This is a genomic window from Gracilibacillus suaedae (assembly GCF_017599345.1).
In the GTDB taxonomy this organism is placed as follows: Bacteria; Bacillota; Bacilli; order Bacillales; family Amphibacillaceae; genus Gracilibacillus; species Gracilibacillus suaedae.
This window is the reverse complement of record NZ_JAGFVL010000033.1, coordinates 1-26,764: the sequence shown is the minus strand read 5'-3', so window position 1 is coordinate 26,764 and position 26,764 is coordinate 1. Positions and strand designations below refer to the sequence as shown.

26 protein-coding genes are annotated in these 26,764 nt (G+C 34.3%); 8 read left to right on the top strand and 18 right to left on the bottom strand.

Features of this window, described 5'->3' with window-relative positions:
* Window positions 1–17: 17 nt before the first annotated feature.
* The 7 genes from J5J03_RS09400 to J5J03_RS09370 form a co-directional block, all read right to left on the bottom strand.
* The gene (locus J5J03_RS09400) at window positions 18–374 is read right to left on the bottom strand and encodes a response regulator (protein ID WP_208589011.1); all 357 of its coding nucleotides are present in this window, start codon (window positions 372–374) and stop codon (window positions 18–20) included.
* A gap of 32 nt (window positions 375–406) precedes the next feature.
* Complete coding sequence (locus tag J5J03_RS09395) at window positions 407–874, bottom strand: chemotaxis protein CheW (protein ID WP_208589010.1); 468 nt, start codon at window positions 872–874, stop codon at window positions 407–409.
* A 17-nt stretch (window positions 875–891) separates the two neighbouring features.
* A complete protein-coding gene (locus J5J03_RS09390; RefSeq protein ID WP_208589007.1) occupies window positions 892–1,359 on the bottom strand; it encodes a chemotaxis protein CheX in 468 nt (155 codons plus the stop codon).
* A gap of 635 nt (window positions 1,360–1,994) precedes the next feature.
* Window positions 1,995–3,059 carry a siderophore ABC transporter substrate-binding protein gene (locus J5J03_RS09385; RefSeq protein ID WP_208589005.1) on the bottom strand — a complete coding sequence of 355 codons (1,065 nt, stop codon included), beginning with the start codon at window positions 3,057–3,059 and terminating at the stop codon, window positions 1,995–1,997.
* A gap of 165 nt (window positions 3,060–3,224) precedes the next feature.
* On the bottom strand, window positions 3,225–3,998 hold the full coding sequence (locus J5J03_RS09380; protein ID WP_208589003.1) for an iron ABC transporter ATP-binding protein: 774 nt from the start codon (window positions 3,996–3,998) through the stop codon (window positions 3,225–3,227).
* Window positions 3,995–4,948, bottom strand: coding sequence for an iron chelate uptake ABC transporter family permease subunit (locus J5J03_RS09375; RefSeq protein ID WP_208589001.1), 954 nt, complete (start codon window positions 4,946–4,948; stop codon window positions 3,995–3,997). Before J5J03_RS09375 ends, J5J03_RS09380 begins: the two co-directional genes overlap by 4 nt.
* The gene (locus J5J03_RS09370; protein ID WP_208588998.1) at window positions 4,938–5,891 is read right to left on the bottom strand and encodes an ABC transporter permease; all 954 of its coding nucleotides are present in this window, start codon (window positions 5,889–5,891) and stop codon (window positions 4,938–4,940) included. Before J5J03_RS09370 ends, J5J03_RS09375 begins: the two co-directional genes overlap by 11 nt.
* Window positions 5,892–6,103: 212 nt before the next feature.
* On the opposite strand from J5J03_RS09370, the gene J5J03_RS09365 reads away from it, so the two are divergent.
* From J5J03_RS09365 to J5J03_RS09355, 3 genes are all read left to right on the top strand, one after another.
* Window positions 6,104–6,700 (top strand): anthranilate synthase component II, encoded by a 597-nt coding sequence (locus J5J03_RS09365; RefSeq protein ID WP_208588997.1) that lies wholly within the window; start codon window positions 6,104–6,106, stop codon window positions 6,698–6,700.
* Window positions 6,701–8,416, top strand: coding sequence for an aminodeoxychorismate synthase component I (gene pabB / locus J5J03_RS09360; RefSeq protein WP_208588995.1), 1,716 nt, complete (start codon window positions 6,701–6,703; stop codon window positions 8,414–8,416).
* Window positions 8,417–8,493: 77 nt separating this feature from the next.
* A complete protein-coding gene (locus tag J5J03_RS09355; RefSeq protein WP_208588993.1) occupies window positions 8,494–8,922 on the top strand; it encodes a BrxA/BrxB family bacilliredoxin in 429 nt (142 codons plus the stop codon).
* Between the two features lie 92 nt (window positions 8,923–9,014).
* Here J5J03_RS09355 and J5J03_RS09350 read toward each other — a convergent pair whose 3' ends face one another.
* The 7 genes from J5J03_RS09350 to J5J03_RS09320 form a co-directional block, all read right to left on the bottom strand.
* Window positions 9,015–10,247: a coiled-coil domain-containing protein gene (locus J5J03_RS09350; RefSeq protein ID WP_208588991.1), complete on the bottom strand. Its 1,233-nt coding sequence runs from the start codon at window positions 10,245–10,247 to the stop codon at window positions 9,015–9,017.
* Between the two features lie 255 nt (window positions 10,248–10,502).
* The gene (locus J5J03_RS09345; RefSeq protein ID WP_208588988.1) at window positions 10,503–11,135 is read right to left on the bottom strand and encodes a YesL family protein; all 633 of its coding nucleotides are present in this window, start codon (window positions 11,133–11,135) and stop codon (window positions 10,503–10,505) included.
* Window positions 11,136–11,180: 45 nt separating this feature from the next.
* Entirely contained in the window at window positions 11,181–12,020 is an 840-nt protein-coding gene (locus tag J5J03_RS09340) for a carbohydrate ABC transporter permease (RefSeq protein ID WP_208588987.1), read from the bottom strand.
* A 2-nt stretch (window positions 12,021–12,022) separates the two neighbouring features.
* Entirely contained in the window at window positions 12,023–12,919 is an 897-nt protein-coding gene (locus J5J03_RS09335; protein ID WP_208588986.1) for a carbohydrate ABC transporter permease, read from the bottom strand.
* A gap of 86 nt (window positions 12,920–13,005) precedes the next feature.
* Complete coding sequence (locus J5J03_RS09330) at window positions 13,006–14,334, bottom strand: ABC transporter substrate-binding protein (RefSeq protein WP_208588981.1); 1,329 nt, start codon at window positions 14,332–14,334, stop codon at window positions 13,006–13,008.
* Window positions 14,335–14,457: 123 nt separating this feature from the next.
* Window positions 14,458–16,005, bottom strand: a complete 1,548-nt coding sequence (locus J5J03_RS09325) for a response regulator transcription factor (protein WP_208588979.1) — start codon at window positions 16,003–16,005, stop codon at window positions 14,458–14,460.
* Window positions 15,980–17,662 carry a cache domain-containing sensor histidine kinase gene (locus tag J5J03_RS09320; RefSeq protein WP_231710669.1) on the bottom strand — a complete coding sequence of 561 codons (1,683 nt, stop codon included), beginning with the start codon at window positions 17,660–17,662 and terminating at the stop codon, window positions 15,980–15,982. The genes J5J03_RS09325 and J5J03_RS09320 overlap by 26 nt, the downstream gene beginning before the upstream one ends.
* Window positions 17,663–17,934: 272 nt before the next feature.
* On the opposite strand from J5J03_RS09320, the gene nagZ reads away from it, so the two are divergent.
* Window positions 17,935–19,161, top strand: a complete 1,227-nt coding sequence (nagZ, locus tag J5J03_RS09315; RefSeq protein WP_208588971.1) for a beta-N-acetylhexosaminidase — start codon at window positions 17,935–17,937, stop codon at window positions 19,159–19,161.
* A gap of 71 nt (window positions 19,162–19,232) precedes the next feature.
* Here the strand turns inward: nagZ and J5J03_RS09310 are convergent, their stop codons facing one another.
* Window positions 19,233–19,655 carry a DoxX family membrane protein gene (locus J5J03_RS09310; RefSeq protein WP_208588969.1) on the bottom strand — a complete coding sequence of 141 codons (423 nt, stop codon included), beginning with the start codon at window positions 19,653–19,655 and terminating at the stop codon, window positions 19,233–19,235.
* Between the two features lie 105 nt (window positions 19,656–19,760).
* On the opposite strand from J5J03_RS09310, the gene J5J03_RS09305 reads away from it, so the two are divergent.
* The 3 genes from J5J03_RS09305 (at window position 19,761) to J5J03_RS09295 (ending at window position 22,691) form a co-directional block, all read left to right on the top strand.
* The gene (locus tag J5J03_RS09305; protein WP_208588960.1) at window positions 19,761–20,465 is read left to right on the top strand and encodes a YetF domain-containing protein; all 705 of its coding nucleotides are present in this window, start codon (window positions 19,761–19,763) and stop codon (window positions 20,463–20,465) included.
* A gap of 93 nt (window positions 20,466–20,558) precedes the next feature.
* Window positions 20,559–20,672: a biofilm-forming protein gene (locus tag J5J03_RS09300; protein ID WP_208588958.1), complete on the top strand. Its 114-nt coding sequence runs from the start codon at window positions 20,559–20,561 to the stop codon at window positions 20,670–20,672.
* A 720-nt stretch (window positions 20,673–21,392) separates the two neighbouring features.
* A complete protein-coding gene (locus J5J03_RS09295; RefSeq protein WP_208588956.1) occupies window positions 21,393–22,691 on the top strand; it encodes a hemolysin family protein in 1,299 nt (432 codons plus the stop codon).
* Window positions 22,692–22,793: 102 nt separating this feature from the next.
* Here J5J03_RS09295 and J5J03_RS09290 read toward each other — a convergent pair whose 3' ends face one another.
* Both J5J03_RS09290 and J5J03_RS09285 read right to left on the bottom strand, forming a co-directional pair.
* Window positions 22,794–23,030: a hypothetical protein gene (locus J5J03_RS09290; protein WP_208588948.1), complete on the bottom strand. Its 237-nt coding sequence runs from the start codon at window positions 23,028–23,030 to the stop codon at window positions 22,794–22,796.
* A 99-nt stretch (window positions 23,031–23,129) separates the two neighbouring features.
* The gene (locus J5J03_RS09285) at window positions 23,130–23,291 is read right to left on the bottom strand and encodes a hypothetical protein (RefSeq protein ID WP_208588945.1); all 162 of its coding nucleotides are present in this window, start codon (window positions 23,289–23,291) and stop codon (window positions 23,130–23,132) included.
* Window positions 23,292–23,778: 487 nt separating this feature from the next.
* Here J5J03_RS09285 and J5J03_RS09280 point away from each other — a divergent pair, with 487 nt between their 5' ends.
* The gene (locus J5J03_RS09280; RefSeq protein WP_208588943.1) at window positions 23,779–25,017 is read left to right on the top strand and encodes a hemolysin family protein; all 1,239 of its coding nucleotides are present in this window, start codon (window positions 23,779–23,781) and stop codon (window positions 25,015–25,017) included.
* Between the two features lie 395 nt (window positions 25,018–25,412).
* On the opposite strand, the gene J5J03_RS09275 is transcribed toward J5J03_RS09280, so the two are convergent.
* Window positions 25,413–26,072 carry an HAD hydrolase-like protein gene (locus J5J03_RS09275; protein WP_208588941.1) on the bottom strand — a complete coding sequence of 220 codons (660 nt, stop codon included), beginning with the start codon at window positions 26,070–26,072 and terminating at the stop codon, window positions 25,413–25,415.
* Between the last annotated feature and the right edge of the window lie 692 nt (window positions 26,073–26,764).

Here is a 26,764-nt window from a genome sequence, read left to right as displayed (position 1 = left end):
CGTACAGCTTCTATTATTTAGAATAATTTATCCAACGTTTCTTTTACACGGTCTTCTGTAAATGGTTTTACGATAAAATCAGATGCCCCTGCTTTTATAGCATCTAATACCATTTGTTGTTGTCCCATCGCTGAACACATAATAATCGTTGCATTGGCATCTTTACCTTTAATCTCTTTCGTTGCTTCTACCCCGTTCATTTCTGGCATTGTAATATCCATGGAAACAATATCAGGTTGTAACTCTTCATACATACTTGCTGCTTGTTGTCCGTTCTCTGCTTCTCCAACTACCTCATGTCCTAAATTCGTAAATATATTTTTTAATTGCATGCGCATAAATGCAGCATCATCTACAATTAACACTCGTGCCAAAGTATTCCCCTCCGTTGATAAATGTAAATTTCTTATTCATCTGCTACTTGTTGTACTTCGTTGATTTCATCCAAACTTAACACATAATCAAGATCTAATAAAAGTAACATCCCTCGATCAGCTAGCTTGGCTACTCCTTTTATATATTGATAATCAACACCTTTCACCAACTCTGGTGCATCTTCCACTACTTCTGCTGAAATATCAATTACATCTGTCGCTTCATCCACAATTAAACCTACCTGTACTTCACGAACATTAGCAATTAGTACTCTCGTCTGTTCCGTAGGCTTAGCCTCTGCCATACCTAGTCGCGTACGCAAATCAATAATCGGAGTCACATTACCACGCAAATTGATAATTCCTTTAATAAAATCAGATGTCTGTGGTAATGAAACAATCTCTTCTAGCCTTTCAATAGATCGAATTTGATCAATATTTGCACCGTATTCTTGATTCTTTAATTTAAAAATAATTGTTTTGGTTATTAAACTTTCCATTATAGCGTCACCAGCCTTTATTGATTTAATAGAAGTGACATTTTCATATCACCAATGCTTGGATAGTGGATTTCTACCTCAAGTACTCTTTTAAAACCAGATAAATTAGCACTACCACTAATAATAGTTGGGTGCGTAATATCTGTATCAATTCCTGCATTTGCTAAGTGAGTAGAAAGCCCCCCAGCCAACATATTACCTAGTTCTCCTGAGAAGGAATCTAACATATCTTCTGACAATTGCATTCCATACAATGCTTCTCCAATCGAACTGAATACATGATGATCCGCTTGAATTAATAAATCGCCTTTGAATGTTCCACTATACCCAATCAATACGCCATACTTTACATTCAATGGATTGGTCGTCATTTTTGGTGATTCGAACTGATGCTCAACTGGTACAACATTTTTGATGGATTGGACAGAACCATTATATAACTCTTTGATGACCTCATTTGTATTCACTTCAGTTGATGATGACATATTCATTTCCCCTTAATCTTATCTAGTAAAATTTAATTAGTTCTCATATTCCATAATACCTAATGATAAGACAATACACAACAGGATTCATCAATTCTAAGTGAATTTTATGATATTTAACTACTATTATATCATATAACCCGTCTAATAATATAAGCATTTTTGCCTATTTAGGTAATTTTGAACATTCTATACAAATGAATAAACACCACGGAAATATCTGTGATGTAGACAGCATGATTTTTGAAAGTGATTAATAAAGATAGTTTTCTTACACTTTGATCTCATAAAGTAAAACTATGATCAGGATGTTAGCATATGAATCCCCTTGATTAATTTGAAGCTTGAAGTGGGAAACCTAGAGACGATTAGTACCCTGATGCCTGCTGATGCGGTAAGTAACCTAGTATCGTAAACACGTATTTACAATAGAAAAAGGACTGTCAGAGCATCAGTGTTAACTGACACTCTGAAACAGTCCTTATAAATCTTGGCTATGGTCAGTGGGGAAGATTGATCCACTCTGATCATTAGGAAAATTATCAGGTGTTAACGTCTGTTATTCCATAACTTATTCATGTGTTACTTGTAGGTTGAAGCGAGGTCGTACAGACGTTTAGCACCGTGATAAATGATTATTCACTTAGTTCCGTAGTAATTTCTTCGATTTTTGCAAGTTCTGATTGAAGACCGCCACCACTTAAGTACCATAGCGCACCATCTAAGTAAATAATTTGTTCATTTTCATAAGCTGTTGTTTGTTTTATGATGTCATTTTCCATATCAGCATCGATATTGGATTCACCATTTATTGCCGCTGTCCGGTCGATAACGAATAACACTTCTGGATCGAATTCTAAAATTGCTTCGAATCCGAAATTAGATCCGTGAGAAGAAGACTCAATATCTTCCGTTACTGGTTCAAAACCATATACATCATAAATATAACCGAAGCGAGAATTGGATGCGAAACCAGATAAGCTTCCTTCATTGTACATTGTTACTAAGCTAGTTTCATAGTTTCCTGCTAAAGATTCTATTTCTTCTAAGGCTGAATCAAATTTAGACAGATACTCTTCAGCTTCTGCTTCTTTATTGAAGATTTTTGCTGCTATATCTACTGACTCTAAGAATGTATTCCAATAATCATCTTGTTGAGTACCAATAAATACTACATTTGGAGTAATTTCTTTTAATTGATCATAAAATGCTGACTGACGACCAGAGATAAAAATTACATCTGGTTCTAATGCAGCGATATCCTCAAGTAATGGCTCTTTTAAACTTCCAATGTTAGTATAATCATCAGATGCATAATCTTCTAAATGAGATGGCAATGTATTCCCATTTGCTACCCCTACGATTCCTTCAACGCCAAGTGCATCTAGTGTATCTAAGAAACCATAGTCAAACACTACAATATTTTCTGGCATTTCTTCAAATTCAACATCTGCAAATTCATATGCTGTACCATCTCTGCCCTCTGATGATGAGATAGTTGGAGATATAGTCATAGGATAAGCAGCATTCTCATCCTCTGTTGTTTCATCACTTTCTGTTGCATTATCTTCTGAAGCTTGATTTTCTTCTTGATCTTCTGAAGCTGTTGCCTCATCTGTTGCTCCCTCTTCATCAGCACCGCAAGCTGCAAGCACAACTGCGAAAACTAAAAGTAATAAAGCTAATAGCCACTTCTTCATACTTCTCTCTCCTTATGTATATTTTTTAATAATGATAATCATTATCAATGACAACGATTATCATTATACAATTGAAAGTCATTCTCGTCAATACCATTTTAAATTTTTTCCAAAAAACAGTCTAAAGGATCCAATCTTATCCTTTAGACATTCTAATCCTATTTATTAAGAGCCTGTATGTGAGTTAAAATAGACACATATTCGACATCCATCTTGTTCCTGAATCGGGATATCCATATCGTAAATTTCTCTTAACGCATCTGAATTTATAATGTCATTCGTTGGCCCATTTTTGACAAGTTTACCATTTTTCAATGCAACAATTTGATCTGAATAAACAGAAGCAAAGTTGATATCGTGCAATACGATAACTACTGTTCTTCCTAACTCATTTACAAGCTTACGTAATATTTTCATAATTTGAACAGAATGCTTCATATCTAAGTTATTTAAAGGTTCATCAAGTAGAATATAGTCTGTATCTTGTGCAATAACCATCGCAATAAAAGCACGTTGCTTTTGTCCTCCAGATAATTCATCTAGAAATTGATTTTGCATATCGGTTAGATTCATATATTCCATCGCCTGATCAACAAATCTATTATCTTCTGCATTTAATCTTCCCTTAGAGTATGGATAACGACCAAAAGCAACAAGTTCACGAACTGTTAAACGAACATTGATATAATTCGCTTGTCTCAGTATCGAAACACGCTTGGCAAATTCAGTAGACTTCCATTTTTTTACGTTGTTTTTATCAAGTAACACTTCTCCTGTATCTGCATCCAATAACCTACTCACCATTGAAAGAAGTGTAGATTTACCAGCACCATTCGGTCCGATAAACGATGTAATCGTTCCTGGTTGAATAGCAACGGAAACGTCATCTACAACAGACTTTTTACCAAATTGTTTCGTTAGTCCCTTGATTTCTATCATGCTGTATCCCTACTTTCTTTTAATAATAGATAAATAAAGTAAATACCACCAACAAAGTTAATGATTACACTTATTGTTGTACGTAATTCCAATACATGTTCAACTAGAAATTGGCCACCTACCAATGCCAAAATACTAAATAAACTTGCTCCTATAATTAAAACGGAATGCTTATAAGTGACAAAAAATTGGTATGACAAGTTTGCTACAATTAAACCAAAGAAAGTAATCGATCCTACTAGTGCAGTAGAAGTAGCAATTAAGATTGATGATAATATAAGAATGTTCATTACCATACGGTCATAATTTATCCCTAAATTAATTGCGTTTTCACGACCTAGTGACATTACGTCTAATTTTTTCATAATAAATGAACCGTATATAAACGAAATAAACAAAATTCCAAACGCAATATATAACAACTCTGCTTTTACTTTTGTAAAAGAGGCAAATAAAAGTGATTGAAGCCCCAAATATTCAACTGGATCAATCAATACTTGTAGAAAGGTCACTAAACTTCCTAGAAGTGTACCAATAATCATTCCTATTAATAACAATAAGTAAATTGGATATTTATCAGCACGAAATAGGAAACGATACAGTAATAATGCAAATATCACCATAGCTACGAGTGCTGCACCAAAATTTAAATATTTATTAACTATCCAAATCGACATCGATCCTGCAAAAAAGTAGATTACTGTTTGCACTACCTCATACATTGAACCGATTCCCATAACCGAAGGAGTTAAAATACGATTATGTGTGATCGTTTGGAAAACAACTGTTGCATAAGAAATGGCAACCCCGGTAATGACCATGGCAGCTACACGAATCATACGTCTAGGGAAAGCATAATCAAATCCACCTTTTATATCATAAAATCCATACAATAAAACACTGATAATTACCAATATAAATAATAAAATCAATTTTGTACTATTTCGCATATGCTCTCCCCCTAAATAACATGATTAAGAAGATCGCACTGCCGATTACTGCCACTGTAACATTAACTGGAATCTCATAAGGGTGAATAATAATACGACCAATAATGTCACATATTAATAAGAAAACAACACCTAATAACATCGTATGTGGTATGATTTTCCGTAAATTATCACCTAAATAGATAGAGACAATATTAGGTACAATCAACCCTAAGAAAGGGATAACTCCTACAGTAAGCACTACTGTTGTAGAAATTACGGCAACAAGAATAAGTCCTATATTTAATACTACTTTATAACTTAACCCTAAATTTTTCGCGAACTCTTCTCCCATACCTGCGACTGTAAATTTATTAGCGTACAAATAGGCTAAGATAACAGCAGGTATACTGACATAGAGCAATTCATATCGACCAGATATAATTAATGTAAAACTTCCCATTAACCATGCAGAAATATTTTGGATAAGATCTGCTTCATAAGCAAAAAAAGTTGTAATAGATGATAAAATATTTCCGTACATGATACCAATTAAGGGTACAAAAATGGCATCCTTAAACTTAATTTTGTCTAGAATTTGCATAAACACCAATGTTCCGACTAGAGCAAATGCGAAACTAAAAATAATTTGTTGCGTATATGTAACGTTTGTAATAAATAACATTGAAATTAAAATTCCAAGCTTCGCAGCATCTAATGTACCGGCTGTCGTTGGTGATACAAATTTATTACGACTTAATGATTGCATAATTAAGCCCGCAATACTCATTCCAGCTCCTGCTAAGATAATTGCCATTAAACGAGGAACTCGGCTGATGAAGAAAAGTTGCGCTTCATCAGATTGCCAATCTAACAGATGACTAATCTTGATATCAATCGCACCTATAAATAAAGATATAAATGACAGAATAATAGTTGCAATTATTAAAATCCATAGTTTCATATATAATCCTCATAACACACTATATTCTTAGAATAACCGTTGAAAATGATTATCATTCCAAGTACGAAACAAATTATAATCAAATAACTAACAATTGTCAACTATAAGTACTGATGGATTAATAACTATACTGTAAAACAACTGAAGTCTTTTTCAGTTATTTGTATTAGGTTATAATAGTTAGTGATTAAATTTTGAAATGAGGAAAAGTTATGATTGTTATTATTGATAATTATGATTCCTTCACCTATAATCTAGTGCAATATTATCGCCAAATGAGAGAAAATGTTGTTGTATACCGAAACGATGCTACAACAATTGAGGAAATCGCCTCTATGCAACCTAGTCTGCTTGTTTTATCACCAGGGCCAGGAGCACCTGCAGATAGTGGAATATCCCCAGATATACTAGAACATTTTCATCAATTGATTCCTATTTTTGGAGTATGTCTTGGAATGCAGGTTATTGTTGAATTTTTTGGGGGGAGTATTACTCCAGCTCATAAGCCCATGCATGGTATGACAAGTACGATCCACCACAAGAATATAGGTGTATTTAACGGCTTACCGCGATCATTTGATGTCGCAAGATACCATTCATTGATTGCAAATAACAACACCATGCCCAATGAGATATTAGTAACTGCACAATCAGAAGATCAAACTGTCATGGCAGTACAACACCAACAACTTCCGATAGAAGGAGTTCAATTTCATCCCGAGGCTATTCTAACGGATTATGGATATGAAATCGTTAAAAATAGTTTACGCTTAATCCAACCAACAACATATCGAAAGGATGTGCTGTAAATGGAAACATACCTTCAGTTCGATTTTAAAGGAAAAGGAAAAACATTTACTCATCCAATTGATATCATTACTGCATCTCACGTTGGCAGTATACACCATGCTTTTAATAGAATAGAAAAAGCTTTGAATGATGGATATTATGTTGCCGGCTACGTTTCCTATGAGGCTGCTCCGGCCTTTGATAATAGTTATATCGTACACGATAACCCCTCCTTACCATTAATGTGGTTTGGTGTCTTTAAAGAATTTACAACGTTCAAAACTAAAAATGATCATGTCCCTTATTCCATCTCTACATGGAAAAATACTGTTAGTCATAAAAAATATAACGAATCCATTGCAAAAATAAAATCATTAATTAGACAAGGTAACACCTATCAAGTAAATTATACAACTAGATTGAAAGCACAGTTTACCGGTGATAGTTTTTCCTTTTATCAACAATTGTTACAAAACCAATCAGCTTCATATTGTGCTTATTTAAGTATGGAGGATTTTCAAATACTTTCTGTTTCACCTGAACTCTTTTTTCATGTAAGCAATGGACAAATGACAACAAAACCGATGAAAGGTACAATAAAGCGAGGAAAAACATTACGTGATGATGCAGTATTAAAAGAACAATTAATAAATTCCAAAAAGGACCGAGCAGAGAACGTAATGATCGTCGATCTATTACGCAATGATTTAGGGAGAATCGCCAAACCAGGAACAGTAAAAGTAGATCGTTTATTTGACATAGAAACCTATCCAACCGTTCACCAAATGACCTCGACCATATCGGCAACACTAGAAAAAAATACGGTGTTTGATTGGTTTCAAGCATTGTTTCCATGCGGTTCTATTACCGGTGCTCCCAAAGTAAAAACAATGAAATATATAGCAGACTTAGAAGACACACCAAGGGAGGTCTATTGTGGCGCAATCGGATTTATAACTCCTCAACGAGAAGCAATGTTTAATGTTCCTATTCGCACGGTTACTATTCAAGAAAATCACGCAACATATGGAGCTGGAGGAGGAATCACCTGGAATTCTGTACCTAAGAATGAATATCAAGAATTGAATCAAAAAGCAGCAGTTCTTTATCAAAAAAGAGAACCATTTTCTTTATTAGAATCTATCAAATTAGAACAAGGGAATTACCCTTTACTATCCTTTCATATGAATAGATTGAGAGAGTCTGCTATTTATTTTCAATTTCCACATCGTACGAATTACATTGTAGAAGAATTAGAAGAACTTGCGACCAAAAAACCAAAGGGGATTTTTAAAGTAAGATTGCTTTTACATGCTAATGGTGAAATTACATTAGCATGTCAATCTGTTAAACCAATACTGGAACCAATACAAGTTACAATTGCCCGAAAGCCAATAAATAAAGAAAATATCTTTCTTTACCATAAAACTACGAATAGAACTCTTTATAATACTTATGATGAAAATATGTCGAAAAATGCAATGACGACACTGTTATGGAACGAACGGGGGTTTATTACAGAATTTACAATAGGGAATATTGTATTAGAGAAAAATGGTCTATACTATACGCCACCAGTAACTGATGGACTATTGGCCGGGACTTACCGTCAAAAATTAGTCACTGATGGCATCATAATAGAAAAAAGTGTTTCATTAGAAGACATAGATAGTTTCGATCAAATCTGGTTTATTAACAGTGTTCGAGGATGGGTTAAAGTTCAATTAATTGAATAATGCTCAAACAAATATGTCGCTCATACCACTATATTTTTGTTAAAATTGTGTAGAGTATAATTAGGAGGTATATAACTATGAATGCATATGAAGAATACATGAGAGAAATTACACAATCCATGCGTGATGAATTAACCAATGCTGGCTTTGAAGAATTAGTAACACCTGAAGATGTAGAGCAATTTATGTCTACTAACGAGGAGACAGCACTAGTTGTGGTAAACTCTGTATGTGGTTGTGCAGCTGGATTGGCGCGACCCGCAGCTGTTCAATCATTAGATGGTGAGCAGAAACCTGCAAAGCTTGTTACTGTGTTTGCCGGTCAAGATCGAGAAGCAACTGCAAAAATGCGTGAATACTTCGAAGGTGTAGAACCTTCTTCTCCATCCATGGCCATTGTAAAAGGTGGAGAGTTGAAACACTTTATTCCTCGTGAGCAAATTGAAGGGCATGAAATGGAAGAGATTGTCACGCAACTGACCAATGCTTATTCTGAATTCTGTTAACTCTAATATTGGCTGTGGTAATCGTTTGATTTGAAGATCCACTAAATTACATAGAAAACCCCGTTTCATGTTGAAACGGGGTTTCCTATGTTTTATGATCCTACGCGGCGTACAAGACCAGAGAATTTTGATTTCCAGTAGCCACTACCCATGTCAGCGATAGCTACACCTGTTGAGCTTTGGGAACCAATAAATTTGTTATTACCTAAGTAGATCCCTACATGTCCGTTTGTTTTATACGTATTAAAAAATACAAGATCTCCTGGTTGCATGTCGCTAGTAGAAACTTTTGATCCTACTGAACTTAATCCTGAAGTACTCGCAGGCAAGCTGATTCCTGCCTGTTTAAAAGCCCAGCTGACAAATCCAGAACAATCAAAACGACCATTAGCAATATCGTAAGCTGATCTGCCGCCACCAAAAACATAAACAGAGTTGCCAATATATTTTTCACCTACTGTTGTTACGATATCTACCGTACTACCACTAACTGATACGGTCTCGGAAGAATTGCTGGAGTACTGTTCAATAGCACCATTTGAGCCGTTACTTCTAGCCCCCTGCTCCTGAGCACGTTGTTGTTCTTCTGCTTCTTTAAGTGCTTTTTCTTTTTTTGCTAGAATTTCATCCTCAATTTTCAAATCATCCAAATACTCGCTATTTTCTTCCTCTTTTTCTTTCAATTTTTCTTTCAAGTCTTCGTTTTGTTCTTTTTGTGCAACGATTTGTTTTTGCATTTCTTCATAATCTGCTTTCATATCTTCTAATTCTTGTAATTTGTTGTCTAACTCTGCTTTATTCTCTTCCACTTCTAACTTATCTTTTTCTTGACTTTCTAATAAATCTTGATCTGCTTGAGTAATCTTATGTACTAATGCTACTCTATCAACAAAATCTACGAAATCAGTAGAACCTAGTAATACTTCAAGATAGCTAGATGAACCGCCATTTTCCTGTAATGAAGATATTCTCTCCTTAAGAATTTCATTTCTTCGCTCAATACTTTCTTGTATTTCTTCGATTTTTTCTTCCAGTTCACTTACTTCTGTTTCAGTATCTGTTATTTCACTTTCCGTTTCCTCAATTTTTTGTTCATTATCCTCTATCGCTTCATCCAATCTCATAATTTGCTCATTTAACTCAATTAACTCTTCTTTAATTTTCTGAAGTTCCTGTTCTTTTTCGTCAATACTTGATTGTACTTCCGATCGTTGAGTTTGAATTTCTTCTTTTGTCTCAGCGCTAACAGTCTGAACAAAAAACAAACTTGACATAATCGTTACGACAACAACTGAATCTTTTACTAAACCTCGTATTTCTCGCACTCGATTCCCCTACTTTCCAACAAAATTTTCGTTTATACGCTCTCTCTATGTAAGCTCCCTTTAATTGAAAAGGTTTTCTTGTAGTCTTTTCATCCTATCATTTGAACCAGACTCATTGTAACATAGTTAGATTTCACTAATGTTATGTGAATGTTACAAAAATATTTCAATACTAGCATTCCTTATGTCATTTTATGTCGAAAAACAACTTTTAATAGATTACCATAAAAAAAGAGCCCTTGCAAAGAGCTCTTGTTATTCTTCCATTAATTTCTGTTTAGTGAAATAAGCTTTCTTTTCTTGTACTTTGGAGAAAGCTTTATGCGCGGGCATCGTTAGTGCAAGAGCTATTAGACTCATGCTAAAGAACAAAGCTAACCCTTGGAAATGCCATAAACCATATGTAATACCAAACACTCCCAATACCATAACCACTGTCGGTAAGGGATTCAATATCATAATAAAAAATGAACTTTTCAATACTTGTAACAGTTTCATATCATAGTGAACATAGACTGGAAAAACATAAAATGATGTTAATATAAAAAATATCGAAATGAATAAGAATGGAATAGTAAGTAACATTAAATAATCATTTTCCACTAACGTAACAAATAAGAAATCTAAATATAATACATAACCCATTACCGCTATTATATAGCCTAAAATATTCGCTTGTAGTAACGATTGGCGATAAACTTTCCAAAAAGTTTTAAACAGAGGAACATCAGTATTTCCAGAAACCCATTTCCTTACTATTGAAAAAGTTGCAACAGTCGATGGAAATAAACCTACAATGATTAGACCAAACAGTGCAAACCCAATCCATAATAAGTTCAAATATGCTACTTTCGAGATCCATTCAAATGCTTTATTCAAAGCGTTCATACTAACATCCCCCTTAAAAACTCTTCTAACGGAATTACTGCAGCTTTAGCCTTTTAACCCACTAGTACTAATACCATCTACCACATAACGTTGGAAAATGAAGAAAATAATAAACACTGGAATTAAGGATACTACTGACATCGCGAACATTGCACCCCAGTTGGAAACTGTTTCATTACTTAGGAACATGTTTAAGGCCATCGAAACCGTATATTTCGAAGGACTATTCAAATATAATACTGGACCAAGTAAGTTATCCCATGTCCAGTAGAATGTAAAAATCGAAGTCGTTGCTAAAGCAGGAACAATTAATGGCAATATGATTCTTCTATATATACCAAATGTATTACATCCATCAATAATTGCCGCTTCATCCAATTCTCTAGGTATCGTCCTAATAAATTGCACCAATAAAAAGATGAAAAATGGATGACCAAAATAGGCAGGTACAACAAGTGGTTTTAATGAATTTAGCCAATCCAACTGGGCAAATATAATATATTGTGGAATCATCACTACTTCATAAGGAAGCATCAATGTTAATATCATAATCGCAAACCAAAAGCTTCTACCAGCAAATTTTAATCTCGCAAATCCGAAAGCAATTAAAGAACAAGAAATTAAATGACCGATTAACACTAAAATAACAAAGATAAACGTATTTAAAATATACGTATCAAACCCATAGTCACCGAAGCCTGCCCATCCTTGTGCATAGTTACCTAATATAAATGGCTGTGGGATTAAAGATTCTGCTGTTGCAAATATTTTTTCGCTTGATTTAAATGAACTCATAATTAACCAAATTACTGGATATAGCAAAAGGATAGCAAAACAACCAACGATTAAATGATATATGATCTTTTTTAAATATTTTGCTTGCATCGCTATCTGCCTCCCTCTGATTCATAATGCACCCAATATTTAGATGAAAAGAAAATTAGAGAAGTTAATATCCCTATGATCACTAACATTACCCAAGCCATGGCTGATGCATAACCCATATGGAAGAATTCAAAACCTTGCTTGAATAAATACAGTGAATATAATAATGTCCCATCTAATGGTCCACCTGTACCTTTTGAAATGATATAAGCTGGAACAAATGTCATAAATGCAGCAATTGTTTGCATAACTGCATTAAATAGGATGACAGGACTTAACATTGGTATTGTGATGTTAAAGAATTTTTGAAAGAAGCTTGCACCATCAACACTTGCAGCTTCATAATAGCTTTGTGGTATCGACTTTAGACCCGCTAAAAAGATCAGCATCGAAGAGCCAAACTGCCAAACAGATAAAAATATCAACATCCATAATGCGGCCGTTGGATTTCCAAACCATCTAACTGGATCGATTCCCATTGTCATAAGTGCTAAGTTTACAATTCCATCATCACCAAAGATTTGACGCCACATAATTGCTACCGCAACACTACCACCTATTAAAGAGGGTAAATAATATAAAGTTCTGTACAATCCTACTGCTCGAGACGCTGTATTTAGTAGCATAGCTACTACTAATGCAAATAATAAACGCAATGGAACTCCAGCAAATACATAGATAAAAGTGATTTTTAAAGAGTGTAAATATCTCGGATCAGATGTAAACATCTCTTTAAAGTTATCTAATCCGATCCATTCAGGAGAATTAAATAAATCGTACGATGTAAATGAGAAGTAGAAAGAAGCAATGATAGGAATAATGGTAAACGCCAAAAATCCTATAATAAACGGACCAATAAATAGATATCCCCATAAATTTTGCTTCATATGAGTTTGCATTTTGTAAAGCTCCCTTCTATGATTCTGAATAATGGAAAAGCAATAGCTGATCTCTTAAGGATCAGCTACTGCCTTTCATAATCCTTTTAGTTACCTAAAATACCTTCTGCTTGCGTTCTAAAGTGTTCAGCTGCATCTTCTGGTGTAATTTCGCCATATGCAATTTGTTCACTTATATTAGTTAATTGCTCGATGATTTCACCTGCACCTGCCGGGTCTGGAGCACCCATTGGCGTACTATTTTCTTCAGCCCATGCAACATAATCAAATACTGCTTGCTGAGCTTCAGAAACATCATCTGCAATTTCCTCCTGAACTACAGAAGAAACCGGAACTCCACGGTCACCAAGAATAAGTTTGTTCGCTTCAACATCGTTCACCCAAAAATCAATAAAGGCAGCTGCTGCTTCTTTTTGCTCTGAATTTTCGGAAATGGAGAAATACATACTCGGCTTTAAGAATAAACCATCTTCTAGATTCTCACCTGGAGGAGTAGCAAATGCGAAAGTATGCTCTGACATATCCTCCAACCCAACAAATTGATTGGACCATTGGAAAATCCCTACTCCATCCCCTAATACAACTGGGTCATCTTCAGGGCCTGCTAATTGTGCCATAAAATCAGGAGTTGGAGTCGCTTCCACTTCCACTTGTTCTTGAATTATCGTAAAAAAGTCTACAAATAATTGATCATCATCATATCCAAGGCCACTTCCATCTTCTGCGTACAGACGAGCACCATTTTGGCGTAAGTAATAGTTAAAAAACACATCTGCTTGCATACCGTTATCAAAGTAATATCCAGCATCTGCTGCCTGTTGAGCCATTTCTTGATATTCGTCCCATGAGTATGTTTCAGGGATCTCTTCAATTCCGATCTCCGCTAAAATCTCAGGGTTATATTGAAAACTTAGTGCATTGGAACCTAGATTAAACCCGTAAAGACCGTCGTTAATTCGGCCACCTTCAATCGTATTTTCCGCAATATTTGAATCGTCGATCTCGCTGCCAAGAAACGGTTCTAAATCTGCTAATTGACCATTTTCTGCATATTGAGAGATATAAGATAAGTCCATTTGAATAATGTCTGGTAATTCATTTGCTGCTGCTTGTGGTGATAATTTTTGCCAATAGTCATCCCAGCTAGCATATTCTGGTTCAATCGTTACATTCGGGTTTTGCTCTTCATACAATTCAATAACTTCCAATGTGTAATCATGACGTGGCTGTGATCCCCACCAAGCAATTCTTAAAGTTACTTGATCCCCACTTGCTTCAGAATCGGAGTCAGTGTCTGTTTCTTCTGAAGTATCATCGGTATCGCCACTTGTATCTTCAGAGCTATCATCGCCACTACATGCAGCTAACCAAAGAATCATCATCATTCCTAATAGTACTAACAAAGATTTTTTCATTTCTTTCCCTCCCCTTTTTAATACGCTGAAAGCGATTACAGTTATATAATAGCAGATATTGACATGTAGGTATGATAGAAAAAACAGTGGTAAATGTTTAAAAAGAAGAGTTTTTTGAAACCGCTATCTTACCCCTTCATTTGACTTGATAATCTCAGATGGTGTAAATCCCTTCATTCTTTTAAATATTTGACTGAAATATTGTGGGTTATTACCAAAACCTAGTCTTTCCGCTAATTCAAATACTTTAATATCCTGTTCCGCTTCGATAATCTCCACTGCTTTATTAATGCGTGCATTGGTTACATAAGATGAGAAACGTTGTCCAATTTCTTTTTTAAAGGTTTTCCCTAAATAGTCTGCATTCATATAGAGGCAGTGGTTAGCCAGCCACTGAAGTGATAACGCAGGATTCTCAATCTCTTCTTCAATGCAAGTTAACATTTGTCGCACTACTTTTGAATATTTTTGCGGTGTTTGATTTTGCATAATCATTCTTTCAAAAAGTTCTTCAAAGAACGTAACAAAATCAGAAATATGCTGATAATCCTCCATTTGTCCAATTGCCTGCACCCGATCCTCTGTAGAGTGATGTGCTAATTTACTCATTAATAATAAATAAATTTGAATAAAATATCCTCTTGTAATCTTTGGAGCAACTTTATGCTTTTTCAGTTTTTCAACAAAATCTATAAGATAGGACACCGCCTCATTCTTTTGTTGTTTTTTTAAATAAAACACAATCGTATCTAGGTCTATTTCAATGTCTGGTTGCAATTTTTTATGAAAGTTAATCCAATTTTGATACGGAATAAAACTATGCTTTGGTTGATAAAAAACTTGCTGTACCATTTCATCTATTGTTGGGATTTTTTCTATTTGGTCAATTGTAAAGTCTTTCGATAAAATGGAAGTCATATTCAGTGTTGATTGACTTATTTCAGCTTGGAGAATGTCTTTGATTGTTTTTTGATATTCTGGAGAATGGCGCATCATTACGACTACTTTACTTTCGATTAATGTGGTGACGACTTGTTCATTGAGAAATGATTGATTAATTGTTTCTATTAGTTGGTTGATTTGGTCATATGCCATTTTCCCTTCCACGAAAAGCAGCCAAAAAAAGAAAGATTCTGATGAATAGAGTCCTTCCACCATCTGCTTCATTTTTGACTGGCTTTTTTCCGTTATTTGTTCGTAAATAAAAAACTGCTTTAAGACTTCCTCACATTCATTGACCGTATTTTTTGTCACTTCTTCTTCCATTGCCTTCATATATTTAACAGCTTCTTCTTCTTCGCGAATTTCTTGAACCACATCAACTAAAGCTTCGGAAATATTCACTTCATTACACGGTTTTAGTAAATAATGTTTGACACCAAATCGCATAGCTTTTCTTGCGTATTCAAATTCACTAAATCCAGATAAAAAAATCCATTTAATAGATGGATAGTCTTGTTTTGCCTTTTTCACTAGTTCGATACCATCTAAACCGGGCATGGTTATATCGGTAATCACAATGTCTGGCTGTTGTTTCGTAATAAAATCATATGCTTCTAGTCCATTCATTGCTTTGCCAATTAATGCTGTGTCATGTTTATTCCAATCCACGATCACAGATATACCATCCAAGATCATCCGTTCATCATCTACTAACAACACTTTGTACATATTCTTCTTTATCCTCCTTCGGCAAACTAATCGAAACTGTCGTGCCATTCCCTATTTCGCTGTCAATGGTTAGTCCATATTCCTCTCCGAAAAGTATTTTGACACGTTCGTTTATATTGTGCAGCCCAATACCAGTCCCTTTTGGCTGATAGTCGCCAGTTTCGATTTGATCTAAATAAGACTTGTTTATACCTGGGCCATTATCCTCCACTAGAATAACGATCGTGTCTCCCCCCTCTTTAATCGAGAGATGAATTTTACAAACACCAATCATTTCTTGCAGACCATAACGAATTGCATTTTCCACTAATGGTTGAATAATGAATTTTGGTACTTGTACATCTAAGAATCGCTTAGGTATCTCTTTTGTAAACTGTAATCTTTCATCAAAACGATGACTTTGAATCGTAATATAATGGTCTACTACTGTCAATTCTTCTTCCAGTGGAATCAATGCATCCTTCATGTTAATCGATGCTCGTAAAACGTAACCAAGTGATTCTGCCATCTGCGAAATTTTCTTTTCACCGACTATTTTGGCGGACCAATTGATCGATTCCAGCGTATTATAAAGGAAATGCGGATTTACTTGTGCCTGCAATGTTTTAAATTCAGACTCTTTAATTAATAATTGTTTCTTATAATTTTCGCCAATTAAATAATTTATCTGGTTCATCATTTTCTTGAAATTCTCATGCATTTGGCCTGCTTCATCTTTAGTCAGTTCTGTTTCCATGCCAACATCATAATAATCCAAGTCACCCGTCTGGACTTTTTTCATTTTTTTATTCAAACTTTCAATCGGGTTTACAATCGTACCGGTAAACTTGGTCCCTAGGAAAATCATCAGTAAAAATAGTGCAAAATAAGTTAAAAAAACAGCCGTTCGTGCCTGGCTAATTACTGTAAACAAATTACTATATGGCGTTAGAATCATATACGTCCAATCCAAGTGATTAGCCTCTGAATAAGTTAAAAAATATCTTTCACCGTTATGCTTTATAATTTGATAGCCCTGTTGGTTAACTAGGAAATCTGAAGGTTTAATGTCGTCTAAATTATTTTCATCGGAGAACACTCGCTGCTCGTTCTGGTCAAAAATAAGAAAATTAGTTTCTTGCTCTTCTAAATTATTTGTGAGCTCATTCATTATTTCATTAATATCAACTCGTATTCCTACGGTTCCTAACCTTTCGAAAGAAAAATCCATATATTCACGTATATCCCGGACCGCCATTACTGTCTCATCATTTTCTGATGGTGATAACCAATTGACCCCACCCTCTTTCTCTTGGGCAGCCTGTTTCATTGTTGTTAACCTGTGTTCAGTTAAATTGATAATTAAATTTCCACTGGCATATTCTTTGTCATTTGTATCATACACTTGAATCGATTGTACATATTTGTTTAATGCGCCAATATGTAATAACCTTTTTCGAAGTTCATTTCCGATCATGTATTTATCATAGTTCGAATCGGTGTTAGTCAATTCTAACAAATAGGATTGCACATATGTATCGGTAGTGATTTGATAGGAAAGACGTTCCATTTTCTTTAATTCTGCTTCTACAGAATTTGTTGAAACTTGCAAAGCTTGAGCAGATTGGCGGTAGATTTCCTTATTGTAGAGGTTAAAAGCGTATTGTAATATCGACAAACCTCCTATACTAAACGCCAGCAGTACTAATGATGTGAGAATAACCATTTTATATTTCAGACGTAAATTTAAAAATTTCAAGCGAATCTTATTAATCGTACCGATAACACCCACCCCCTCTGTTAACGCTTACAGTTATTATATGTTGAATGAAAGCATTACGTCAATTTGATTCGCTTCAAATTAAGTAACATAAAAGCTTAAAATTGGTCTAATCTATAAGCATAGCTTTATATAAATATTATACTAAGGTTAATAGGAGTTATGGGACTATGATAAAGAAATTAAGTTTATGGATACTTATACTCATGTTTATATGTAGCTGCAGCAATAAACCCATAAAAGAACACGCTTTGTCTACTCACCACCTGACAGCCTTATCAACCGGTGAATTAAACAGTGAGCGTTGGGACTCTCCCTACAATATGGATGCTATGACAATACCGGAAAAGATCGGTCAACTAATGATGATCGGATTGGAAAGTACCTCCATTGACCAACAAGTTAAGCATTATCTTTCCAATAAAAAGGTTGGAGGGTTCATTTTATTACAAAAGAACATCAAAAATACTCAACAAACCATCGATTTAATTAATGATTTAAAACAGGCCAATGACAATCAAATACCGTTATTTTTAGGAATTGACGAAGAAGGCGGGAGAATTACAAGACTTCCTGAAGAGGTAATGGCAACCCCATCAAACCAAGCAATTGGCAAAAAGAATGATCGTGATCTGTCTAATCAAATCGGGAAACTATTAGCCAAAAAAGTGAAGGGGTATGGTTTTAATATTAATTTTGCTCCAGTACTTGATGTGAATAGTAACCCGAATAACCCTATTATTGGAGACCGGTCATTTGGAGACAAACCTGAACTAGTGAGCAGGATGGCAATTGCACTAATGCAAGGCTTATCTGACGAAAATGTTATTCCCGTTGGAAAACATTTTCCGGGACATGGAGATACAGATGTTGATTCACATATCGATCTTCCGCTTCTTGATCATTCGATTGAAAGATTACGTCAAGTTGAACTTAGGCCTTTTCAGCAAGCGATTAAACATGATGCTGAAGCAATAATGATTGGTCATTTAATGGTACCATCGATTGATCCAGACAATCCTGCTACATTATCAGCTGAAATTATTCAAGGGGTGTTAAGGAACGAATTAGGTTTTGATGGACTTGTGATTAGCGACGATTTAACTATGGGTGCAATTTTAAAGAACTATGAGATTGGTGATGCAGCTGTACAAGCAATCCAGGCAGGGACAGATTTGTTATTGATCTGTCATGGATATGAGCAAATAGATGCTGTATTTACGGCTATCGAAGATGCAGTTGTGAACGGTAGAATCTCAATGAAACGCTTGGATGACAGTGTAACCCGTGTAGTACAACTGAAAAAGCAATACGGTATAACAGATGAAAAAATAGAGTCTATGGACGTAGAACAACTAAATCGCGAGATAAAAGAAATAATAAAACTAAGCAAATAAAAGTGACGGGCGTATCCAGATGACTGTTTCAAGTGGATGTCCGTCTTTAACTTTTTTTGAAAGATAAGAGATTACTGACTCTCCAATAATCCTTTGAATGTATCTTTGAAATGATATAATAAATAACCTTGAATGATAATCATTATTACAGCTAAGATAAGTAATGAAGGATCTACAAAGTTGTGAAATAAGAAAATATTGGCTGTAATCGGTGTCAATACTGCTAAAGCTAAAGGAACAAACCGATTAATCATTAGTAAAAATCCGCAAATCACTTCCAATGCCTTTTCCACAACTAATAGATAGCTAAATTGAAATAACTCCATTGCTTCAGAGCTTGTCGGAATCCACGGCTCGATATCAAAAACAACAAGAAACCCGTTTAAACCCGCTATTAGAAAGATGATACCCAGAACTAATCTAGTAGCATAATAAGCTATAATCTTCACCTCCCTTTTTGTATCTCCATTTGGATTTAGATTGTTGTCAGTCATTTTATTGTATACCATTTCCATTGGTTGTTAAATAAATAAATTTGGGTAACTTAAAACAGTAGAACTTTTTAAAACACCATATCATTTCGCAAAGGGGTATTTCTTATGGATTTTCCTGAACTAACAATCAGAATTATTTCTGCATTTCTTGTCCTGTTATTACTCACGAGAATAATGGGAAGAAAAGAACTACGTCAGTTAACATTTTTTAATTTTGTTTCTGGAATTGCAGTAGGTTCCATTGCAGCTTCCCTTGTTGTAAATCAAAATTTAGAGATCTGGGCTGGGATATATGCTTTATCTGGATGGGCAATTCTAACTATCATTATGGGAGTAGTTGATATTAAATCTAAGAAAGCCCGAAAAGTTATCGAAGGACAGCCAGCGATTCTTATAAAACAAGGGAAAATTATGGAAGGCGAACTACGAAAAGCCAGATTAGATATCGATGCTTTACATTCATTGTTGCGAAAGAAAAACGTATTTTCCGTTACTGATGTTGATTATGCAATATTTGAAACGGACGGGACACTTTCAGTTATGAAAAAGGAAGATAAACAAACGCTAACAAAAGGTGATATGCATATCCAAGTAATAAAAACAGAACCATTCCCGATAGCTACAGAAGTAATTTCGGACGGGAAGATCAACAAGTCCAACTTATCCAAATTAAGCATAGATGAAAATTGGCTGGAAAAACAATTGAAACAAGCTGGAGTTAATGATATATCTGATATATTTTTTGCTGAGATACAGAAAGATGGAAGATTATATATTGACTTAAGAGATGATCATATTCCTAAGCAATAGATTAATTAAGGATTGTAAGATAACAACATATATGAATGGTTGTACAATACTTAGGGAAAATTAAGTATGATTGATAAAAAGGTGGTGAATAACATGGCAAGGAAAGGAATTCAAAATTCAAGTATTGAGCAAATTAGAAAAGATCACGAATCCGAAACAGCTTTTAAAGCAGACAACCCTAAAAAGCAAAAAAACAAAAAAGGCTGATCATAACTTGCTGGAGGTAGGACCAAACATTAAATAATATACTGGAAAATTGATCGATTACCGACCTTCCTTGGATATATGTAATTATCCAAGGAAGAATAATATTTCTCCAAGTAAAAAAGCTGACCAGTCTTTTATACCAATACTTGATTTGTCGTGAATCATATAACTATACACAAGAGATGGCTCCTGAATAAGACATTCAATAAATAACATGTTTCACCATTTACATCTATGCTGCGTTTATATAATTCATGGCAGTGGTGGTCAAAATACAGCAAGGTGTAATTGTGAGTTAAAAATAATACTTGCGAAATATGAGAAAGACATAGTTAAACGTCTAGTATTAGTAGATGACAAGAAAATCCCTCAAAATTAGCATATTATAATGATGCACTGGAAAAAATATAAAATGAGACTAGATTAGTGGTAGCTTACAGTAGGATTAGTACCGTGGTAAATGATGAGATGAATTAACTAAAAGAATAGCTTAAACGCCTAACGAGTTTTGCAAAAAACAGACAGGTATAATTTACATGAAGTAGTTAAGTTTGGTATGAGTAGTTGCTTCCTTTGTTGCACAAATTTTTATTAGTATTCCTCCTTGATCAAAAGTCTGAAAACAAATGTTATTAATGAGAAAAATTAATAATTAGTTAAAGAATTTATAATTTTACACTGGAGGTGAAAACCTTACGCCATTATCGTGTAAGGGGCATTTTGGAAATAATTAATTTAATCATTGTTGCTATTTTAGTTTTATTAACAGCTTTTTTCGTTGCATCGGAGTTTGCAGTTGTTAAAATGAGAAAATCCAGAGTTAGAACATTAGTGGAACAAGGGAAACCAGGTGCAAAATCTGCTGATAAAGTTACGAGTAATTTAGACGGTTATTTAGCAGCTTGTCAGTTAGGGATAACAGTGACAGCACTCGGCATTGGTTGGTTGGGTGAGCCAGCAGTGGCCCATCTTCTGCATCCAGTTATTGCTTCATTCGGTTTTTCCGAAGGGCTAGTTTCGACTATTTCGTTCATAATTGCATTTGGTTTTATTACATTCTTGCATGTTGTCGTTGGCGAACTCGCCCCTAAATCCTTTTCCATTCAGAAAACTGAGGCAGTTACGTTGTTACTTTCACCCTTATTAGTCGTCTTCTATAAGGTGGCCTATCCGTTTATTTGGGCTTTGAATGGTACTGCTCGTATATTAGTTGGGATGTTCGGGTTACCTCCTGCTTCGGAAAGTGGAGAGGTCTACTCTGAAGAAGAAGTTCGCTCTATCCTTTCAACCAGTTACAAAAAAGGCGAAATTAACGCTTCTGAGATGAGCTATCTAAATAAGGTCTTCGAATTTGATGAACGAATTGCAAAAGAAATTATGATCCCAAGAACAGAGATTATATGTATTTATAGAGATAATACACACCAGGATAACCTGGATATTATTAAGGCAGAAAAGTACACCAGGTATCCAGTTGCAAATGGTGATAAGGATCATATAGTTGGTGTCGTAAACACGAAGGAATTCTTTCATGACTTTTTACAGGGTGAACAATTGGATCCAACTAATTATGTTAAACCGATTGTTTATGTTGCAGAACATACACCAGTAAATGAAGTATTAGTAAAAATGCAAAAGCAACATAGTTATATGGCTATAGTAGTGGATGAATATGGTGGTACAGCTGGACTAATTACTGTGGAAGACATTATGGAAGAAATCTTCGGAGAAATTCAGGATGAACTAGACGTAAATGAACAACCAATGTACAAAAAAATAGGTGAGCATACATATATCATCAATGGGAAACTTCTTATTTCTGAACTAAATGAGTTAGTTGGAACTAATATCGATGATAATGAGATTGATACAATTGGTGGTTGGTTTCTCACAAATAAAATAGAACCTCAAAAAGGGACAACTATCGAACACGATAATTATAAATTTACCATTCTAGAGGTAGATGGCCATCAGATAAAAAAAATCGAAGTAAGTCAAGTGAACACAAATAAAAAATAACAAACTTTTTTTAGATTGTAAAACAAACTGTGTAAGCAAACGATACCCCTTAATTCAATGGCTAAAAATGAATGAGGGATCTAATTTTCAATTATAAATTGACTATTTCATTTGCCCCTGTGATTTAAGCGCTAACAAACATAATCTTCCTTCGTTCTTCCTGTCTCCAATCGTAATCAAGTCATTAAGTTTATGTTCATTGAACTTATATAATATGTATTGAATACCTTTAATATCCTCTGGCAATTCATTAGTTAGCCCTGAAAAAAGAGAAAAAATTTTCGGTATAAGTACAACCATACAAGCTATTATGATAAGGCGTCTGATCCATACTCCCATGACATCAACTCCTACTTCTGAAAATATTCTTATTACTTTCCACCTAATCTTAAAATGAATACTTTGAGATAAGCCATTCAATCAAAATGATTCTATTATTTATTTTTGGTCTTCATTCATCAATTCTCCCCATGCAGGATCATTTGTGTAATTTTCAAACCAATCCTGTGATTTAGCCCATTTACGGTTATATTCAGCATCTTTCTTTTTAAACCTTTTACGAAAAATTGAAGAATTCAACAAATTAAATAGATCACTCAAACCTGTGCACCTCCAATTAACTTTATATAACTAAGCCGCTAAATAAAACCATTTCTTCTTACATAATTTAACATATTATCCCAATAAATTTCATGCTAAATTTAAGCCATTAGGAAAACTGAGCAAACCGCTCAGTCATTATCACTACATGCTAAGTAGATATATTCCTCTAGTAAACATTATGAATTATATCAACTGTTTGACGCCCACTTCCCTTATATGATACAGGTAGCCCTATCCGATAATTTCAATTCTTTAAGCAAAAGAAATAAAAGTGGTGTACACTACACATCATATAACAGACACAATTTTTCATATAATAGGTATTCAATTTTTAAAAAGTTTTATTTTATTATGATAGGGTACTATACACTGTAAGTAGAAGTATAAATTGTGTAAAAACTGTTTCATTTTGATATACTAAATAAAGACGTAATAAAAAATAATAGAAAATTACTACTAAATAGAAAGAGGTTAAGCTTATCTTATGATACTTCTGTTTTTTTACTTGTTCTTAGCCTTAGGTGTGTCCTTTCTTTGTTCGATTCTCGAAGCGGTCTTTCTTTCCACTACCCCTTCTTATTTGAATGTAAAAGCAGAGAATGGCAACAAACGCGCCAAGCTTTTTCAAAATATGAAAGAAAATGTGGATCGACCTCTTTCCGCAATTTTAACACTTAATACGATAGCCCATACAGTTGGTGCGTCCGGTGTTGGGGCACAAGCAACTAAAGTTTTTGGTGAAGCATATTTTGGAGTGGTCTCAGCTGTTTTAACCATCCTTATCCTTGTTGTATCAGAAATCATTCCGAAAACATTAGGCGCAAGATACTGGAAAAGTTTGGCCCTAATTTCAGTACAAATTATACAATACTTAATTTATATTACATATCCGTTAGTAATCATATCGGAATATATTACAAAAATAATATCCAAAAATTCTAATGATAATCAAACAACGACAAGCAGAGAGGAAATAGCTTTATTGGCCAATGTAGGGACGAAAGAAGGAGTCTTTGAAGAAGATGAGAACAAAATCATTCAAGGCACTATTAAACGCTGGGCAGTAAAGGTAAGCGAAGTTATGACTCATCGAACTGAGATTGTTGCCCTTTCCACGGAAGCAACATTAGAAGAAGTTGTATCTATCGTTGATGAAGAAAAATTTTCAAGAGTACCAGTCTACCAAGACAATATTGATAATGTTGTTGGAATATTACATGCCAAAGACCTTATACAATATTTGAATGTTTCTAACAATCCAGATGATTTTAATGTGATGGACTTCTGCAGAAAACCGTATATCGCTCCAATGTTCAAAACACTAGATGAATTATTTAAAGATTTTCAACAAAACAAAATTCATATCGCCATCATCATAGACGAATTTGGGGGAACGGCCGGGATTGTTACCCTCGAAGACCTATTAGAAGAAATCGTTGGTGAAATCTTTGATGAAGATGATGAAATTATTACAGACATCACAAAAATCGATGACAACACTTTCTATGTAAACGGAAGTATAGATTTGGATGAGGTAGTTGAATATTTTGACGTGGCACTTCCGCTTGACGAGTATGAAACACTGAATGGATTTATCCTTGGTCAAATCGGACGTATTCCTGAAGTTGGAGATAAAGATGCCATTGAATACGAAGGATTAGTCTTCAAGATTGAGGAAGTAAACGGAAGAATGATTTCCAAGGTGAAGGTTTGTAAAGCATGAGAATGGTTGAACAAGTAAGATGAGGTACTCTGACTGAGTGCCTTTTCTTCACTTTATACACAATAATGATATTCATTACTTCGCCGTACTGATTTACTGGAGGAAATAAAGACTTCTTTCTTAGATTAATATACTGCCACGTTTAAGTACCTTTTTTCCACTAACTTATGTATATATATCCAACATTGGTAGCATGACAGTTATGCCTTTTACAACTCTTCGGCAAAAGTAGTAGTTTTCCCCTTAAATTGTTATCAGATTTTACTGATTCCACTACTTTTAAAGTAAGTGTAGCTTTAATTTTCAGTACTAATTATAAAAATTGGTCGATACATTTCATTCATTTATAATATGTATCACAACCTTTTAATGCTTATTCAACAATCGTGAATAAGTTATTTGTTTAATTTAGGTAATATTGTTTTTAGCTCAGTTAAATCATCAATTATCATATCAGCCTTAGAAAGTTCATCTTCTTGTGCAAAGTCAAAGTTACATCCAATTGAAACTAACCCATTATCTTTAGCTGCATTTATATCGGATAGTCGGTCACCAACTACCGCTCCAGTAGTGATAGCGTATTTCTTTATAATACTTTGAACTAAGTCCGATTTATTCAAAGATTTAATTTGTTGGATACTAAACGTTTCCGTAACCCAATTATCTAAATTATAATAATTAACAATCGCTTTTAAATATTCATTTAGACCATTGCTAGCTATATATACGGAACAATTATTGTCTGTCAAATAACTTAAGACTTCTTTTACGTTAGGATATAAAGCACCTTTCCCACTTCTTATATTCTCAATTAGTCTTTCTAGAAAATAAGCATCAGTTTGTTTTCTCTCCTCAACGGAATGATTAGGCAACAAAGCCTCCCATACTTTTGGTAAAGGTACACCCATAATTTCGCGGTATTTATCAATAGGCGTATCCGTATCCCATTTATTTAATGACCGTAAACGGCTAAAAGCATCTTCCAGAGATAATTCTAATATCTTATCTGTTTGAAAGAGTGTTCCATCCATGTCAAAGATTAATGCTTGTGTCATTATTTTTTCCCCCTTGTAAAATAATCTGATTACATTCCGTAAGTCTAACTAAAAATTAACTGCTTTTAAACTCTTCACCTTCGTTTAAGTACATTCTGTCACTAAGTCATTTATATTTTAACATAAATATCCAATACCGCTGGATCGATTACGTAATAAAAAAACGGCATGCCAATACAGGATTTTGGATCAAAGTTGTTACAGCTCACCTTTGGAAATAGTGTTAGGCTCACCTACTATGATTAAAACAGCACTCCAAATCATCTTAGTAAAAGAAGCGACTAGATATTTTACTTCAAATACCATGGCAAAATTAAAAAGTGAAGTAATATGTAAGAATTGAGTATTTAGCATTATAATATTTCGATAGGAAGAAGTGAGCTGTATTTTGAATTTTGCAGGAATTATATAGATGGTGGAGGCACATTAACACTTATATGAATGCTTGAAAAGGAACATAGACGCGCATGTACTTCTATTGCTTCTACTGATTTAGATCTCACAGAAAATTGCCTGAGGTAATATATAAGAAGAATTTAAAAGTTGCTTTATACTAGATATCAAAAAGAAAAAGGAGGTATTCTATATTTTGAAGGAGTGGTATGTCAACACTAAATCGGACAATTTTTTAAAGGTTCATCAACTTGTATTCAGTAGGTGTTAAATAATTTAGAGATCCATGAATTCGAATG

What these genes read in the sequence shown, in the direction of transcription:
- J5J03_RS09395 (WP_208589010.1), bottom strand. Translation starts at nt 874, where the DNA reads ATGGAAAGTTTAATAACCAAAACAATTATTTTTAAATTAAAGAATCAA.
- J5J03_RS09390 (WP_208589007.1), bottom strand. Translation starts at nt 1,359, where the DNA reads ATGTCATCATCAACTGAAGTGAATACAAATGAGGTCATCAAAGAGTTA.
- J5J03_RS09385 (WP_208589005.1), bottom strand. Translation starts at nt 3,059, where the DNA reads ATGAAGAAGTGGCTATTAGCTTTATTACTTTTAGTTTTCGCAGTTGTG.
- J5J03_RS09380 (WP_208589003.1), bottom strand. Translation starts at nt 3,998, where the DNA reads ATGATAGAAATCAAGGGACTAACGAAACAATTTGGTAAAAAGTCTGTT.
- J5J03_RS09375 (WP_208589001.1), bottom strand. Translation starts at nt 4,948, where the DNA reads ATGCGAAATAGTACAAAATTGATTTTATTATTTATATTGGTAATTATC.
- J5J03_RS09370 (WP_208588998.1), bottom strand. Translation starts at nt 5,891, where the DNA reads ATGAAACTATGGATTTTAATAATTGCAACTATTATTCTGTCATTTATA.
- J5J03_RS09365 (WP_208588997.1), top strand. Translation starts at nt 6,104, where the DNA reads ATGATTGTTATTATTGATAATTATGATTCCTTCACCTATAATCTAGTG.
- pabB (WP_208588995.1), top strand. Translation starts at nt 6,701, where the DNA reads ATGGAAACATACCTTCAGTTCGATTTTAAAGGAAAAGGAAAAACATTT.
- J5J03_RS09355 (WP_208588993.1), top strand. Translation starts at nt 8,494, where the DNA reads ATGAATGCATATGAAGAATACATGAGAGAAATTACACAATCCATGCGT.
- J5J03_RS09345 (WP_208588988.1), bottom strand. Translation starts at nt 11,135, where the DNA reads ATGAACGCTTTGAATAAAGCATTTGAATGGATCTCGAAAGTAGCATAT.
- J5J03_RS09340 (WP_208588987.1), bottom strand. Translation starts at nt 12,020, where the DNA reads ATGCAAGCAAAATATTTAAAAAAGATCATATATCATTTAATCGTTGGT.
- J5J03_RS09335 (WP_208588986.1), bottom strand. Translation starts at nt 12,919, where the DNA reads ATGCAAACTCATATGAAGCAAAATTTATGGGGATATCTATTTATTGGT.
- J5J03_RS09330 (WP_208588981.1), bottom strand. Translation starts at nt 14,334, where the DNA reads ATGAAAAAATCTTTGTTAGTACTATTAGGAATGATGATGATTCTTTGG.
- J5J03_RS09325 (WP_208588979.1), bottom strand. Translation starts at nt 16,005, where the DNA reads ATGTACAAAGTGTTGTTAGTAGATGATGAACGGATGATCTTGGATGGT.
- nagZ (WP_208588971.1), top strand. Translation starts at nt 17,935, where the DNA reads ATGATAAAGAAATTAAGTTTATGGATACTTATACTCATGTTTATATGT.
- J5J03_RS09310 (WP_208588969.1), bottom strand. Translation starts at nt 19,655, where the DNA reads ATGACTGACAACAATCTAAATCCAAATGGAGATACAAAAAGGGAGGTG.
- J5J03_RS09305 (WP_208588960.1), top strand. Translation starts at nt 19,761, where the DNA reads ATGGATTTTCCTGAACTAACAATCAGAATTATTTCTGCATTTCTTGTC.
- J5J03_RS09300 (WP_208588958.1), top strand. Translation starts at nt 20,559, where the DNA reads ATGGCAAGGAAAGGAATTCAAAATTCAAGTATTGAGCAAATTAGAAAA.
- J5J03_RS09290 (WP_208588948.1), bottom strand. Translation starts at nt 23,030, where the DNA reads ATGGGAGTATGGATCAGACGCCTTATCATAATAGCTTGTATGGTTGTA.
- J5J03_RS09280 (WP_208588943.1), top strand. Translation starts at nt 23,779, where the DNA reads ATGATACTTCTGTTTTTTTACTTGTTCTTAGCCTTAGGTGTGTCCTTT.
- J5J03_RS09275 (WP_208588941.1), bottom strand. Translation starts at nt 26,072, where the DNA reads ATGACACAAGCATTAATCTTTGACATGGATGGAACACTCTTTCAAACA.